The sequence below is a fragment of the Sphaerisporangium album genome, assembly GCF_003323745.1.
Lineage (GTDB): Bacteria > Actinomycetota > Actinomycetes > Streptosporangiales > Streptosporangiaceae > Sphaerisporangium > Sphaerisporangium album.
Window position 1 is genome coordinate 52,578 of record NZ_QOIL01000018.1, and the last position, 14,440, is coordinate 67,017.

The following is a 14,440-nucleotide window of genomic DNA, read 5'->3' on the forward strand; positions in this document are numbered from 1 at the left end:
GACGTACGACGTACGCCGAGAGCGGGGTGAGGGGGCCGATGGATCCGGCCGACATGGCCGCGGCCGGCGCGGTTCCGGCCGCCCTCCCCGACTCGGTGCGGGCGGCGCTGCTCGCCCCGCTGGTGGACCACCACTGCCACGGCGTGCGCCGCGACGAGCTTCCCCGGGCGCGGTTCGAGACGCTCATCGCCGGGACCGGCGCCCCGCCGGTCCCGGGAACCACGCACTTCGAGACCCCCCTGGGCGCCGCCATCAGGCGCTGGTGCGCCCCCGTGCTCGGCCTCGCCCCACACGCGCCGCCCGCCGTCTACCTCGCCCGCCGCGCCGAACTCGGCCCCCAGGAGGTCAACCGCCGCCTCCTGCGCGCCGCCGGCGTCGTGGCGTTCCTCGTGGACACGGGCACGGACACCGGGCCGGACGGCATGGCGGACCGCACGGCGCGCGGCGCGCGGGCAGGGACGGCCGACGGCGCGAGGGGCGGCGCGCCGGTGGGGGGCGACGGTCCGGTGGGGCCTGCCAATGGCGCCGCGCGCGGCGTCCGGGAATGGGCGGCCAACGGCGGCGCGCGGGAGGAGACGGTCACCCGTGCGGCCGCGGGCGGGCGTGAGCTGCTCTCGGCCGCCGAGATGGGCAGGCTCGGCGGGGCCGCCGCCGACGAGATCGTCCGCCTGGAGAGCGTCGAGGAGGACGTGGCCCGCGGGGGCACGACCGCCGCCGGGTACCTCGCGGCGCTGGAGGAGCACCTGTCCGCACGCGCCGCCGGCGCCGTCGCGCTGAAGACGGTCGTCGCCCGTCGCTGCGGGCCGGGGTTCGACCCCGCACGGCCGTCACGCGGCGCGGTGATCGCCGCGGCGGGCAGGCGGCTCGCCGACCCCGGGCGCCCCCTGGACCACCCCGTCCTGCTGCGCCACCTGCTCTGGACGGCCACCGCCGTCGCCCGCGAACGCGGCCTGTCCCTCCAGATCTCCACCGGCTACGGCCCCGTCGCCGGCCCGGGCCACTGCGACCCCGCCCTTCTGGCCGGGTTCGCCGAGGCGCTGGGCCCCGCGGGCGTGCCGCTGGTCCTGCTGCACTGCCACCCGTTCCACCGGCAGGCCGCCCACCTCGCCGCCGGGTTCCCGCACGTGTACCTCGACGCCGGCTCCGCCCTCATCCACTGCGCCGGGAGCGCGGCGGGCGTCGTCGGCGAGCTGCTGGACCTGCTCCCGTTCCACAAGCTGATGTTCGGCTCGCACGGCCGCGGCGTCGCCGAGACCTGCCACCTCGCCGCGCTGCGCTTCCGCCGGGGCCTCGGGCGGGCGCTGGCGGACCGGCTGGAGCAGGGGAAGTGGAGCGCTCCCGACGCCGCCCGCGTCGCCCACATGATCGGATCCGACAACGCCCGCCGCGTCTACCGCCTCTAGCGGGCCCCGGGCTCGCACTCCAGTACGATGGCGGCGGCCGCAGACGGAGGGGGAACCGAGGCGTGGAATTCCTGAGCGATGTGACGGTGGAGCTGGTCAGGCACAACGCCGCCGACTCCGACGTGGTGTGGGCCGCCCGTGTCTCCACCGCGGGCGAGCAGTCGCTGGAGGCCGTCCACCAGGACCCCGAGCGCTCCAGGGGCCTGATCAACTACCTCATGCGCGACCGCCACGGCAGCCCCTTCGAGCACAACTCGATGACCTTCTTCATCAGCGCCCCCATCCTCGTCTTCCGCGAATTCCACCGCCACCGCGTGGGCTGGTGCCTCCCCGGAGACGCGCTGATTCCGGTGGGGCCGTTGACGAACGGGGTGAACAAGAAGATCAAGGACATCTACGCGGACTGGCACGAGGGCGTTCACGACTCCGTGGGCGGCGTCCGCGAACTCCCCTCCCGCCGCCATCCGACCACGCGTACGGTGAACCTCGACACCGGCCTGATCGAATCGGCCCGCATCGCCGATGTCTTCAGGAGCGGGATCAAGCCGATCCTGAAGATCACGACGGTCCACGGCAAGGTCCTGCGATGCTCACCCGACCATGCGCTCCTCTCGCGCGGCGCCTGGGTCAAGGCGAAGGATCTCGCGCCCGCAGACCTGATCTCCGCACAGGCGACCGTGCCGGCCGGCGAGTCCACCGGTGTTCCCGGGCCTCTGCGGGAGGGTGTCCGCGACGAGGAGATCCTTTCGGTCGTGCCGGACGGCGAGGAGGAGACCTATGACATCTCCATGCCGGGCCCTTGGCACAACTTCATCGCCGACGGCATCGTCGTTCACAACTCCTACAACGAGGAGAGCGGCAGATATCGCGAGCTCCAGCCGGTCTTCTACGTTCCCGGGCGGGAGCGCAGGCTCGTGCAGCAGGGGAAGCCGGGGAAGTACACCTTCGTCGAGGGGGACGACGAGCAGTACAAGCTGGTGACCGAGGCCATGGAGGACTCCTACCGGCGGTCCTACGAGGCCTACCAGGAGATGCTGAAGGCCGGCATCGCCCGGGAGGTAGCCCGGGCGGTGCTGCCCGTCGGGCTGTTCTCCTCGATGTACGCCACGTGCAACGCCCGCTCGCTGATGCACTTCCTGTCGCTGCGCACCAAGGACGAGCGGGCCACGGTGCCGTCGTTCCCGCAGCGCGAGATCGAGATGGTCGCCGAGAAGATGGAGGCGATCTGGGCCGGGCTGATGCCGCTCACGTACGCCGCCTTCAACGCCGCGGGCCGCGTCGCCCCCTGACCGCGACACCGATCCCCGCGCCGATCACCCCGCGCCGATCACACGGTGATCACAGCGCCGGCAGCACGTACACCTCGGCCCCGGGGGGTAAGGCGCAGGCCAGCCCCCCGAGGCGGCGGGCGTTCTCCCCGCAGACGAACATGCTGATGTGACGGCGGATCCCGCCGTACTCGTCGCACAGACGTTTCTCCAGCATCGGGTGGGTGCGGCGCAGGGTGTGGAGGGCGGCGCCGAGCGTGGGACGGCTCTCGGCGGAGTCCGCCACGGCGAAGACCCGCACCTCGGTCGCTCCGCTGCCCCAGTGGCCGAGCGCGCTGGGCAGCACGAATGTCACGAGCGTGACCGGCTTGGCCATGGGAGTCAGTGCACCGCCGGCGCGGTGAGACGGGCCCGGGCGAATGGGGGAGAGGGCCGCCGGGGGTCGGCGGCGGGCGGGGTGCCCTGCATGATCGCCCTTCCTTTCGGGGCCGGGCCGCGTCGCCGTTCCCCCGACACGGCGTGGCGCCGCCCGGCCGACGTGTCGGCCGCTGCGCGCGGATCGGCATCATCGTGTCACGTCGGCGGGGCGTCCGCCGGGCTCCCCGCGATGTTGGTGATCAGATCGCCCGGATCGTCCTGCGATATCTGTTTACCCTGCGAGGAGGGCCGTTTTTCGGCCGGGCGCGCGCCCTCACGGCTCGCGGACCGGATCCCGGTGGATCCGGGCGGGAGGCACGCCGTCGTCCTCCAACAGCCGTACGGTCTCGCTCACCATGGCGGGCGGCCCGCAGACGTACACCTCGTGGTCGGTCCAGGAGTGGAAGCGGCGCACGGCGTCGGTGAGCGTGCCGCGCATCCCGTCGTAGCCGGGCTGGCCGGACACGACCGGCACGACCCTCAGCCACGGGTACCGGGCCTCCATCTGGATGAGGTCGCCGAGGTCGTACAGTTCGGCGGCCGTGCGGGCGCCGAACAGCAGGTGGATGTTGGGGCGGTGCCCGGAGGCGATGACGTGCTGGACGACGGCCTTCAGCGGGGCGAGGCCGGTGCCGCCGGCCACGAGCAGCAGGTCGCGCGGGTGCTCGCCCTCGGGGGGCGTCATGCTGCCGACCGGCGGGCCGAGCAGGACCGAGTCGCCGACGCGCGTGCGGGAGACCAGCGTCGTGCTGACCCAGCCTCCGGGGACGGCGCGCACGTGCAGCCTGATTGTGTTGTCCGGGCGGGGCGCGTTGGCGATGGAGTAGGTGCGCCATACCCGGGGCCAGCGGGAGGTCTGCACGTTGACGTACTGCCCGGCGGTGTAGGGCAGGGGGGCGCCGGGGCGCAGGGTGATCACGGCGATGCCGGGGGCGCGGGTCTCGTGGTCGACGACCTCCGCGGTCCACCAGGCCGGGGAGACCCCGGCGTCGGCCTCGGCGGCCTCGATCATCATGTTGGCCGCGGCGGTGTACGCGGCGGCCCACGCCGCCTCGACCTCGGGGGTCCAGCCGTCGCCGGAGAAGCGTTTGATGGTGGCGAGGAGCGCGTTGCCCACGGCGGTGTAGTGCTCGGGGACCACGCCGTACTTGCGGTGGTCGCGGCCGAGTTGCCCCAGGTAGCTGCGGAGGCTGTCCGGGCTGTCCAGGCTCCACACGACGCGGGTGAGCGCGCTGAAGAGGCGGTCGCGCTGGACGTCCATGGCGGGCGGGAACAGCCCCCGGAGGTGTGGGCTCTCAGCGAACAGCCTCCCGTAGAAGTACGCGACGGCCTTGCCCATGACGGGCTGGATGTCCGAGAAACTTTCCTTGACGAGACGGGGATTCAACGACATTTGTCAACGCCACCCTAATAGACCGGAAACGGTGTCCGATCTTGTCGTGCCACCTCCTGATGGTTCCGGGTCGGTGAGCGTCCGGCGGCCCCGGCGCCACCGATCGCTCGAATTGGAGTCTTCCATTCCTACATGGGCCTCACAACCGTTTCACCACAATGTGGCGGGAAAGCGAACTGTTCGTAATTGGCGATTGATTCTCCGTAATGGCCGATCAGGACAGCAGGAAAACGGCGGGGAACGAGAGTCTTATTCGTATTCGGTGGTCGAAATCATGGGTGCGCCGGCGGCCCCGGCAGAATAGTGAATCCGTCTCTCATATCCCCGGCCGCCTGGGGTCCCGTCGGCGGAGCGGTGCGGCGGAGCCCGTACGCGCCGCCCCCGGCGGGCGAGCGGGAGCCTGCGACGGGTGTGACCGCTGGGGTCAGTGAGACGGGACTGATACCCGGATACGTGACATACCCGGAAATGTTGTGCGTCATGATGGGTCTGCCACCGCTACTGGGCTGGGTGCCGCCGCAGGGCGGCACGACCGTGCGCGAGCCCCTGGAGACCGCATGTCCCGACCGCTTATCGGTATCACCACATATTTCGACGCCGCCCGCTGGGGCACCTGGGTGCGCGAGGCCGTCCTCTCGCCGCCCGCGTACGCGAAGGCGGTGGACAAGGCGGGAGGCGCCCCGGTGCTGGTTCCCCCGCTCAGCCTCGGCGCCGTGGACAGCTATGTCCGGGGCCTGTCGGGGCTCATCCTCGCCGGCGGCGTGGAGGTCGACCCGGCGGTCTACGGGGAGGAGTGGGACGAGCGGGTCGATGAGCCGCAGCCGCGGCGCGACAGGTTCGAGATGGCGCTCGCCAAGGCGGCCATCGACGCCGACGTGCCGGTGCTCGGGGTGGCGCGCGGCATGCACGTCCTGAACGTCACCCTGGGCGGTTCGCTGATCCGGTGGCTGCCCGAGGCCGTGCACCACGACCGGCACGCCGCGAGCACGCCCCACGCCATCCAGGTCAGCGTGTCCAGCAAGGCCGGCAAGGCCATCGGCGACCACATCGAGGTGGCCACGCCCCACCACCAGGGCCTGCGGCGGCTCGGCGCCGGCCTGATCGCCATCGCCTGGGCCGACGACCAGATCGTCGAGGGGGTGGAGCTCCAGGGCCACCGGTTCTGCGTGGGCGTCCAGTGGCACCCCGAGCGCGGCAACGACAACCGTCTGGTGGACGCGCTGGTGGAGGCCGCGATCCCCTGAGCCGCGGAGGCCCGGCCGACCCGTGCGGGCCACCCCGACCGGCCCTCCGCCGCCCGCACGGGGCGGCGAAGGGCCGCGTCTCGAAAGGGCCGCGTCTCAGAAGCTGCGGGGCAGCCCCAGCACCTGGGTCGCCAGGTAGTTCAGCAGCAGTTCCTCGGTGACCGGCGCGACCTTGCCGATCCGCGCGTCGGCCAGCAGGCGGGCGACCGGGTACTCCAGGGAGTAGGCCATGCCCCCGTGGGTCTGGAAGGCGTGGTCGGCGGCCTCCCAGGCTGCCTGGGAGGCGGTGAGCTTGGCGATGTTCGCCTCGGTCCCGCAGGGCATCTGACGGTCGAACAGCCACGCCGCCTTGTACAGCATCAGCCGCGCCAGCTCGATCTTGGCCTTCACCTGCGCGAGCGGGAAGGCGATGGCCTGGTTGGCGCCGATCGGCCGTCCGAACACCTCGCGCTCCTTGGCGTAGGCCACGGCCACGCGCAGCGCGACCTCGGCCCCGCCCAGGGCGCTCGCGCCGAGCAGGATCCGCTCGGGGTTGAGGATGTCCCACAGCACCACCGCGCCCTGGTCGACCTCCCCGAGCACGTCGGCGGCGGGGACCCGCAGGTCGTCGAAGAACACCGTGTTCGAGGGGGTGGTGTTGGCCCCCATCTTCGGGATCGGCCGGTAGGAAAGCTGCCCGGCGGCCACGGCCTTCGGCACGTCCACCAGGAACACGGTGAGCCCGTTGGTGCGCGGCCTGGCCTCGGCCGCGGGGATCGTCCGGGCGACCAGCAGCATCCAGGCCGCCCGCTGGACCCCGGTGATCCAGATCTTCTGCCCTTTGATCACGTACTCGCCGCCGTCGCGGCGGGCGAAGGTGGAGATCGCCAGCGAGTTGGACCCGGCGTCGGGCTCGGTGAGCGCGAAGCACGTCTCCAGCTCACCGGTCGCCAGCTTCGGCAGCAGCGCCCGCCTCTGCCCGGGCGAGCCGTGCCGCGCCAGGGTCAGCGCGCCGAACCCCGGCGTCAGCACGTACGTGAACGCCGACCCGCCGGCCGAGCCCGAGGCCGACAGCGTCTCGGTGGCCACGGCCAGCTCCAGCAGGCCCTGGCCCCCGCCGCCGTACTCCTCGGGCACGGCCAGGCCCAGCCACCCGCCCGTGGCGAGCTCGGCCCAGACCTCCTCCGGCCACCGTTTCTCCGCCTCGCACCGCTGCCAGTAGTCCATGTCGTAGCGCGCGCAGATGGCCGCGACGCCGCGACGGACGTCCTCGGCGCTCTCGGGAAGCGTGAAGTCCACCGTGATCTCTCCAAGTACCGGTCGGGTCCCGTCAGGGGCGCCATGCTAGAACGGAGTTCTGGCGGCGGGTGCGCTTATCGCCTCGCCGGGCCTGGCCGGGTCGGCGCGCCGGACGGGTCAGCCGCGCGGGCGCCGGGCGTGGTAGACGAACGCCGGGGGCAGGTTGCCCCACACCGTGCGGCTCGGCACGACCTCCTCGAAGGCCTCCATCAGCCGGCGGCGGAACCGCAGGGCCGGCGGCAGCGTGCGGGCGTGGGTGTAGGCGAAGGTCGTGAACGTCCCGTCGTGGCCGAGCACCGTGGTGATGGCCTCCAGCAGCCGGTCCTGCAGCCGGGCGGGGAACGCGGCCCACGGGAGCCCGCTGACCACCGCGTCGGCCCGCTCGAGGCCGTGGTGCTCCAGCAGGTGCGGCAGGTCGCAGGCGTCGGCGGTGACGACCGTGGCGCCGGGGTGGCGCTCGGAGAGCCGTGCGGCCAGCACCGGGTTGATCTCGACGGCCAGGTGGTGGCCGCGTCCGCCGAGGCGCCGCTGGATCTCGCCGGTGAACACACCCGTCCCGGGCCCCAGCTCGACGATCACCGGCTCCCCGCGCTCGGGCACGGGCGAGGCGACGACCCGCGCCAGGCGGAGGGAGCTGGGCGCCACCGCGCCGGTTTTGCCCGGCGATCGTAGGAACTGCCCGAAGAAGAGGGCTGTGTCATTGGCCATGCCCACGACCTTAGAGAACCGGGGGGCGTGCTCGCTTCCCCAATGCGGTGGATCTCGTGACGCGCCCGGCGTCCGTCTGCGGGAGGAGGGCGGACCGGGGCAGGTCGCGCCGGTGGGACGCCCGCCCCGTCACCTCGCGCCGCGCCCCGGTAGGGTCGGCAGCAGATTCACGCGGGGGCACGAGGGGAGCAAGCCGGTGAGATCGGCCGAGGACCGGATCTGGACGGTTCCGAACGTCCTGAGCATGCTGCGGCTGCTCGGCGTGCCGGTGTTCCTGTGGCTCGTGCTCGGGCCCAAGGCCGACGGGTGGGCCCTGGCACTGCTCATGGCGGCCGGGTTCTCCGACTGGCTGGACGGCAAGCTGGCCCGCGCCTGGAACCAGACCAGCAGGCTCGGCAGGATGCTCGACCCGCTGGCCGACCGGCTCTACATCCTGGCGACGCTGATCGGCCTGACCCTGCGGGACGTCATCCCGTGGTGGCTGACCGCGGTGCTCGTCGGAAGGGACGTCGTGCTCCTGCTCGGCGTCCCCGTGCTGCGCAGGCACGGCTTCGGCCCGGCCCTGCCGGTCCACTTCCTCGGCAAGACGGCGACGGCGAGCCTGCTGTACGCCTTCCCGCTGCTCTTCCTCGCGTCCCACGAGGGCTGGTACGCCGACGTGGCGCGGATCCTGGGATGGGCCTTCGCCATCTGGGGAACAGGTCTTTATTGGTGGGCGGGGGCGCTGTACGTGGTTCAGGGACGCCGGCTCATCGAAGAGGCGAGCCGGGCATGATCGTATCGTGGGGCCGCCTCCGCGGCCTCACGGCGATCACCCGCGTAAGCGCGGCCGCGTGCCCACCGTGACGAAACTGCCGGAGGGTGATTTGTGAAGGCCGTCGTGATGGCGGGCGGGGAGGGGACTCGGCTGCGGCCGATGACCGCCAACCAGCCCAAACCCCTGCTTCCCGTGGTGAACCGGCCGATCATGGAGCATGTGCTGCGCCTGCTCAAGCGGCACGGTTTCACCGAGACCGTCGTCACCGTGCAGTTCCTCGCCGCGCTCGTGCGCAACTATTTCGGCGACGGGGACGAGCTCGGCATGAGCCTGCACTACGCCACCGAGGAGATCCCGCTCGGCACCGCCGGCAGCGTGAAGAACGCCGCCGACAAGCTGCGCGACGAGCGCTTCCTGGTGATCTCCGGGGACGCGCTCACCGACGTCGACCTGACCGACATGATCAGGTTCCACGAGGAGAACGGCGCCCTGGTGACCATCGGGCTCAAGCGCGTCCCGAACCCGCTGGAGTTCGGCATCATCATCGTGGACGAGCACGGCCGGGTGCAGCGCTTCCTGGAGAAGCCCACCTGGGGCCAGGTCTTCTCGGACACGGTCAACACCGGCGTGTACATCATGGAGCCCGAGGTCCTGGACGAGGTGGCCCCCGGCATGGCCGTCGACTGGTCGGGCGACGTCTTCCCCAAGCTGCTCGCCCGCGGCGCCCCGCTGTACGGCTACGTCGCCACCGGCTACTGGGAGGACGTCGGCACCCACGAGAGTTACCTCAAGGCCCAGGCCGACGCCCTGTCGGGCCGGGTGCGGCTCGACGCCGACGGCTTCGAGCTGTCCCCGGGCGTGTGGGTGGCCGAGGGCGCCTCGGTCGACCCCGACGCCATCCTCAAGGGTCCGCTGTACATCGGCGGCTACGCCAAGGTCGAGGCCGGCGCCGAGCTGCGCGAGTACACCGTCCTCGGCGACAACGTCGTGGTCAAGGAGGGCGCGTTCCTGCACCGCGCCGTCGTCCACGACAACGTCTACATCGGACCGAGCGCCCACCTGCGCGGATGCGTCGTCGGCAAGAACACCGACGTCATGACCGGCGCCCGCATCGAGGAGAACGCCGTCGTCGGCGACGAGTGCGTCATCGAGGCGGAGGCCTACGTCTCCTCCGGGGTGAAGATCTACCCGTTCAAGACGATCGAGGCCGGCGCGGTCGTCAACACCAGCGTGATCTGGGAGTCGCGCGGCCAGCGCAGCCTGTTCGGCCCGCGCGGCGTCTCCGGCCTGGTCAACGTCGAGATCACCCCCGAGCTGTGCGTCCGCCTGGCCAGCGCCTACGCCACCACCCTGAAGAAGGGCGCCTCGGTCATCACCTCGCGCGACTCCTCCCGCGCGGCCCGCGCCCTCAAGCGCGCCGTGATCAGCGCGCTCAACGCCAGCGCCATCAACGTGCTGGACCTGGAGGCCGCCCCGATGCCCGTGGCGCGCTTCCACACCTCCAACGAGACCGCCTCGGGCGGCATCGCCCTGCGCACCACCCCCGGCGACCCGCAGAGCGTCGACATCATCTTCATGGACGAGAACGGCGCCGACCTGTCCCAGAACGCCCAGCGCAAGCTGGAGCGCGTCTTCTCCCGCCAGGAGTTCAGGCGCGCGTTCCCCGGCGAGATCGCCGAGCTCAGCTTCCCCGCCAGGGCCGTGGAGGACTACACCCGCGAGCTGCTGCGCTGGGTCGACATGTCCGGCGTGCGGGACGCCGAGATGAAGGTCGTGATCGACTGCGCGGGCGGCACCTCGGCACTGGTGCTGCCGAGCCTGCTCGGGCGGGTCGGCGTGGACGTCCTGACCGTCAACAACCGCCTGGACGACTCCTCGCCGACCGAGACCCTCGCCGAGCGCCGCAGGGACCTGCAGCGCCTGGCCGAGCTCGTGGGGTCCTCCAGGGCCGCCTTCGGCGTGCGGTTCGACCCGGTGGGGGAGCGCATCTCGCTGGTCGACGAGATGGGCCAGCTCATCAGCGAGGAGCGCGCCCAGCTCGTCGTCCTGGACCTGGTGGCCGCCGAGCGCCGCGGCGGCCGGGTCGCCCTGCCCGTGACCACCACCCGCGTCGCCGAGCAGGTGTGCCGCTTCCACGGGGCCCAGGTGCAGTGGACCTCCACCGCCCTGGACGCCCTCACCTCGGCCGCCGCCGACCCCGAGCTGATCTTCGCGGCGGACGGGCGCGGGGGCTTCATCGTCCCGGAGTTCGCGCCCACGGTGGACGGCCTGGCCGCCTTCCTGCGCCTGCTGGGCCTCGTGGCCCGCACCCGCCTGTCGCTCAGCCAGATCGACGCCCGCATCCCGCAGGCCAAGATGCTCAAGCGCACCGTGCCGACGCCGTGGGCGGCCAAGGGGGCCGTCATGCGGTCGGTCGTGGAGGCCGCCGACGGCTACCGCCTGGACACCACCGACGGCGTCCGGGTGGTCGAGGAGGACGGCGGCTGGGCGCTCATCCTGCCCGACCCCTCCGAGGCCGTCACCCACCTGTGGGCCGAGGGCGACGACCTGGACGTCGCCCAGGCCCTGCTGGAGCGCTGGGCCCGCGTGGTCGAACAGGCCGTCGGCACCTGACCGCCGCCCCCACCGCGGCCGGACGCCCGCGCCCACCGGGTTCGATCTGCCCCGAACCCACCGTTTCCAGTCACATTCGACCGGCGCGGCGCATGGACCGCGGGGCCGCGCGGGCGGTAGCTTTGGACCGGCGCGGCGAGCCGGGCAGGAAGGGGAAAGGTGAGCAAGCCGTCACGAGCCCCCGTAGTGAGAGCCCGAGCGAGTCTCACCAGCATGTCCGAACCCGCGAGCATGCCCTCATCTTGACCTTTGCGACTCATCAGCGTATGTTGCGGCATTCGCAGTCTGAGCAACATGAGCAGCGAAGAACCGAGGCACGCCGCCCAGAGCACCGTCGCCGCGACTTCGCGGTAGGAGGCCGAGCCGATCGATGCCGAGCGTCTACTGCACGCAGTGCGGCAATGCCAACCCTGAAGACGCCCGTTTCTGCTCACGGTGCGGGTCGCCGCTGAGCCGACCCGAGAGCACGCCGGTGGGGGACACGACCTCCACGATCTCCCTCAGCGGGATCGAGGCGATGGACTCGGAGGCGACGGGGCAGACGCTCCTACCCGACCGCGCGGCCGTCGATCAGCTGCCTCCGGGCACGGCGCTGCTCGTCGTGATGCGCGGGCCGAACGCCGGGAGCCGCTTCCTGCTCGACAGCGAGCTCACCACGGCCGGCCGCCACCCCGAGAGCGACATCTTCCTGGACGACGTGACGGTCTCGCGCCGGCACGCCGAGTTCTACCGGCGGGGCGACTACTTCACCGCCCGGGACGTCGGCAGCCTCAACGGCACCTACGTCAACAGGGAGCGCATCGAGGAGCTCCCCCTGTCCGGCGGCGACGAAGTCCAGATTGGCAAGTTCCGGCTGGTGTTCCTCACGCGTGGGTGAGGAGGAACGGTGATGAGCGCGCAGGCCGCCCGGGCGTTCATGAGCATCGGGGAGGTCATCGAGATCCTTCGGGCCGACTTCCCCGACGTCACCGTCTCCAAGATCCGTTTTCTCGAGGGCGAGGGGCTGATCGAGCCCCAGCGCTCCCCGTCGGGGTACCGCAAGTTCACCCACGCCGACGTCGAGCGCCTGCGCTACATCCTCACCGCCCAGCGTGACCGCTACCTGCCGCTCCGGGTGATCAAGGACCATCTGGAGACGGCGGAGCAGGACGGCCCGCCGCCGACCCGGCCCCGCGCCGTCGCGGGCGAGTCCCCGCCCGCCGAGGTCCGGCTCAGCCGGGCCGAGCTGCTGGAGGCCGCCGAGCTCGACGAGGAGACCCTCGCCGAGCTGGAGGACTACGGCCTGCTGACCCCCGTCGCCCGCTGGTACGACGCCGAGGCCCTCACCGTGGCCAGGGCCACCGGCGCGCTGGCCAGGTTCGGCCTCCATCCCCGCCACCTGCGGGTGCTGAAGGCCGCCGCCGAGCGCGAGGCCGGGCTCGTCGAGCAGGCCGTCGCGCCCCTGACGCGCCGCCGCGCGCCGGGCGCCGCCGGCCAGGCGGGGGAGACCGCCCGTGAGATCTCCGCCCTGCTCCAGGAAGTGCGTACCGCCCTGGTGAGGGGCGGCCTGCGGGGCATTCTGGGCCGCTGACGGAGCCGCCCGGACATTTCGGGGTGCGGGGATGTTACGTTGAATTTTGCGGCGATGGTCACGCCGCGAGCTGAGAGCCGCAAGGGAGCAGGCCCGGAACGGGCCGGTGACCCAATGGGACGGAGCCGCGTGTGTTGCAGATGGAGGTCGTGGGGGTCCGCGTGGAGATGCCCACAAACCAGCCCATCGTCCTGCTCAAGGAGGCGAAGGGTGAGCGATATCTGCCGATCTGGATAGGCATGACCGAGGCTACGGCCATCGCCCTGGCTCAGGCAGAGGAGCCGCCTCCCCGGCCGCTCACCCACGACTTGTTCAAGGACGTCATCGAAGCCCTCGGCGTGCGGTTGCAGGCGGTCAACATCGTGGCGCTGCGCGACGGGATCTTCTTCGCCGACCTCGTGTTCTCCAACGGAGTGGAGGTGAGCGCGCGTCCCTCCGACTCGATCGCGCTGGCGCTTCGCACCGGCGCGAGCATCTTCGCCAGCGAGGACGTCGTGCGCGAGGCCGGGGTCATCATTCCCGACGACCAGGAGGACGAGGTCGAGAAGTTCCGCGAGTTCCTGGACACGATCACCCCGGAGGACTTCGGCCGTGCGGGTTAGCCATATCGGGCATTTACGCTTCACGACGCGCCGGGCGGGATCGTTGACTGAGCATCGCACCGGTCCTACGGTGCAAGGGAAACCACGGTTGTAATTCACGAACCCCCAGATCAGACCGTGGGATGAGAGAAAGCCGGAGGTCCGCAGTGGCGGTCAGCAGCGGCGAGGGAAAGACGGCCGGCCAGCATGATCCGGCCCAGCGCCGGTCGGCGCGGGAACGCGCGGGAGAGCAGGGCCTGCTGTTCGACGAGCGGCCGGCGTCTCTGCCCGCCGACGTGGGTTACCGCGGCCCGACGGCCTGCTCGGCGGCCGGCATCACCTACCGGCAGCTCGACTACTGGGCCAGGACCCAGCTCGTCGAGCCGTCGGTGCGGGCGGCCCATGGCTCGGGTTCCCAGCGGCTCTACAGCTTCCGCGACATCCTCGTGCTCAAGGTGGTCAAGCGCCTGCTCGACACCGGGGTGTCGCTCCAGCAGATCCGCACCGCGGTGCAGCATCTGCGCGACCGCGGGGTCAACGACCTGGCCCAGATCACGCTGATGAGCGACGGAGTGAGCGTCTACGAGTGCACCTCGGCCGACGAGGTGATCGACCTGCTCGAGGGCGGCCAGGGCGTGTTCGGCATCGCCCTTGGCGGCGTGTGGCGCGAGGTCGAGGGATCCCTGGCGGAGCTGCCGGGGGAACGGGCCGAGCCGGCCGCCTCGGACTCCGCGGAGGATCACCCGGGTGACGAGCTGGCTCGGCGCAGGAAGGCCCGCAAGACGGGCTGAACGGGGCCGCACCCCCTATCCGGGGGGCCGGTCAGGGGGCGCGGTCGAACGCGGCGTGGGGCCGCGCACGGCGAACCCGCAGGCCGGCGGGCGAACGCACGGGGTGCGGGGACTGGGGTAGCCCCCTACCAGGGGCGGGACGGTACAGTTGAGCCGAAGGCTTACGACCCCGCGCGGGAGAGTTCCGGGAGCGGGCCGGCGCCGCGGCCGCGGCACCGGTGAGCGACCCGGGCGCCGAAGGAGCAACCTCCCCGGAATCTCTCAGGCTCACGTACCGCGCGGGTGAGGCGACTCTGGAAAGCAGGCATGCCCGCCAGGCGTGTCTCACCGACGGTGCAAGCCCCTGCGGGGGTGAAGCTCTCAGGTCGTGGTGATCGAACCGCGCTGACAGAGGGGGAGACGGCAAACGCGCGCGCA

13 protein-coding genes and 1 riboswitch are annotated in these 14,440 nt (G+C 71.9%); of the genes, 9 read left to right on the top strand and 4 right to left on the bottom strand.

Features of this window, described 5'->3' with window-relative positions; all coding sequences use genetic code 11:
* Window positions 1-38 precede the first annotated feature (38 nt).
* Both DQ384_RS28305 and thyX read left to right on the top strand, forming a co-directional pair.
* On the top strand, window positions 39-1,403 hold the full coding sequence (locus DQ384_RS28305) for an amidohydrolase family protein (protein ID WP_245966842.1): 1,365 nt from the start codon (window positions 39-41) through the stop codon (window positions 1,401-1,403).
* A gap of 62 nt (window positions 1,404-1,465) precedes the next feature.
* Entirely contained in the window at window positions 1,466-2,692 is a 1,227-nt protein-coding gene (thyX, locus tag DQ384_RS28310) for an FAD-dependent thymidylate synthase (protein ID WP_114031928.1), read from the top strand.
* 49 nt (window positions 2,693-2,741) lie between these two features.
* On the opposite strand, the gene DQ384_RS28315 is transcribed toward thyX, so the two are convergent.
* Window positions 2,742-3,047: a ubiquitin family protein gene (locus tag DQ384_RS28315; RefSeq protein ID WP_114031929.1), complete on the bottom strand. Its 306-nt coding sequence runs from the start codon at window positions 3,045-3,047 to the stop codon at window positions 2,742-2,744.
* 315 nt (window positions 3,048-3,362) lie between these two features.
* On the bottom strand, window positions 3,363-4,481 hold the full coding sequence (locus DQ384_RS28320) for a globin domain-containing protein (RefSeq protein ID WP_114031930.1): 1,119 nt from the start codon (window positions 4,479-4,481) through the stop codon (window positions 3,363-3,365).
* 557 nt (window positions 4,482-5,038) lie between these two features.
* Between DQ384_RS28320 and DQ384_RS28325 the strand changes: the two genes are divergently transcribed.
* A complete protein-coding gene (locus DQ384_RS28325; RefSeq protein WP_114031931.1) occupies window positions 5,039-5,725 on the top strand; it encodes a gamma-glutamyl-gamma-aminobutyrate hydrolase family protein in 687 nt (228 codons plus the stop codon).
* A gap of 96 nt (window positions 5,726-5,821) precedes the next feature.
* Here the strand turns inward: DQ384_RS28325 and DQ384_RS28330 are convergent, their stop codons facing one another.
* Complete coding sequence (locus tag DQ384_RS28330) at window positions 5,822-7,003, bottom strand: acyl-CoA dehydrogenase family protein (RefSeq protein WP_114031932.1); 1,182 nt, start codon at window positions 7,001-7,003, stop codon at window positions 5,822-5,824.
* A gap of 117 nt (window positions 7,004-7,120) precedes the next feature.
* Window positions 7,121-7,711: a class I SAM-dependent methyltransferase gene (locus DQ384_RS28335; protein ID WP_114032038.1), complete on the bottom strand. Its 591-nt coding sequence runs from the start codon at window positions 7,709-7,711 to the stop codon at window positions 7,121-7,123.
* 196 nt (window positions 7,712-7,907) lie between these two features.
* Here DQ384_RS28335 and clsA point away from each other — a divergent pair, with 196 nt between their 5' ends.
* The 6 genes from clsA to DQ384_RS28365 all read left to right on the top strand — a co-directional run bounded on the left by clsA (window position 7,908) and on the right by DQ384_RS28365 (window position 14,023).
* Entirely contained in the window at window positions 7,908-8,486 is a 579-nt protein-coding gene (clsA, locus tag DQ384_RS28340) for a cardiolipin synthase ClsA (protein ID WP_245966843.1), read from the top strand.
* Window positions 8,487-8,579: 93 nt separating this feature from the next.
* Window positions 8,580-11,081: a mannose-1-phosphate guanyltransferase gene (locus DQ384_RS28345; RefSeq protein WP_114031934.1), complete on the top strand. Its 2,502-nt coding sequence runs from the start codon at window positions 8,580-8,582 to the stop codon at window positions 11,079-11,081.
* Window positions 11,082-11,451: 370 nt separating this feature from the next.
* Window positions 11,452-11,958, top strand: a complete 507-nt coding sequence (locus DQ384_RS28350; protein ID WP_114031935.1) for an FHA domain-containing protein — start codon at window positions 11,452-11,454, stop codon at window positions 11,956-11,958.
* 12 nt (window positions 11,959-11,970) lie between these two features.
* Window positions 11,971-12,651 carry a transcriptional regulator FtsR gene (ftsR, locus tag DQ384_RS28355; protein ID WP_114031936.1) on the top strand — a complete coding sequence of 227 codons (681 nt, stop codon included), beginning with the start codon at window positions 11,971-11,973 and terminating at the stop codon, window positions 12,649-12,651.
* Between the two features lie 131 nt (window positions 12,652-12,782).
* Window positions 12,783-13,253 carry a bifunctional nuclease family protein gene (locus DQ384_RS28360; protein ID WP_114031937.1) on the top strand — a complete coding sequence of 157 codons (471 nt, stop codon included), beginning with the start codon at window positions 12,783-12,785 and terminating at the stop codon, window positions 13,251-13,253.
* A gap of 146 nt (window positions 13,254-13,399) precedes the next feature.
* A complete protein-coding gene (locus tag DQ384_RS28365) occupies window positions 13,400-14,023 on the top strand; it encodes a MerR family transcriptional regulator (RefSeq protein WP_114031938.1) in 624 nt (207 codons plus the stop codon).
* 164 nt (window positions 14,024-14,187) lie between these two features.
* A riboswitch (glycine riboswitch) is annotated at window positions 14,188-14,310 on the top strand.
* Window positions 14,311-14,440: the final 130 nt, after the last annotated feature.

Coding starts and splice junctions, on each gene's coding strand:
- DQ384_RS28335 (WP_114032038.1), bottom strand. CDS start 7,711: ATGGCCAATGACACAGCCCTCTTCTTCGGGCAGTTCCTACGATCGCCG.
- DQ384_RS28315 (WP_114031929.1), bottom strand. CDS start 3,047: ATGGCCAAGCCGGTCACGCTCGTGACATTCGTGCTGCCCAGCGCGCTC.
- DQ384_RS28320 (WP_114031930.1), bottom strand. CDS start 4,481: ATGTCGTTGAATCCCCGTCTCGTCAAGGAAAGTTTCTCGGACATCCAG.
- DQ384_RS28305 (WP_245966842.1), top strand. CDS start 39: ATGGATCCGGCCGACATGGCCGCGGCCGGCGCGGTTCCGGCCGCCCTC.
- DQ384_RS28350 (WP_114031935.1), top strand. CDS start 11,452: ATGCCGAGCGTCTACTGCACGCAGTGCGGCAATGCCAACCCTGAAGAC.
- DQ384_RS28325 (WP_114031931.1), top strand. CDS start 5,039: ATGTCCCGACCGCTTATCGGTATCACCACATATTTCGACGCCGCCCGC.
- ftsR (WP_114031936.1), top strand. CDS start 11,971: ATGAGCGCGCAGGCCGCCCGGGCGTTCATGAGCATCGGGGAGGTCATC.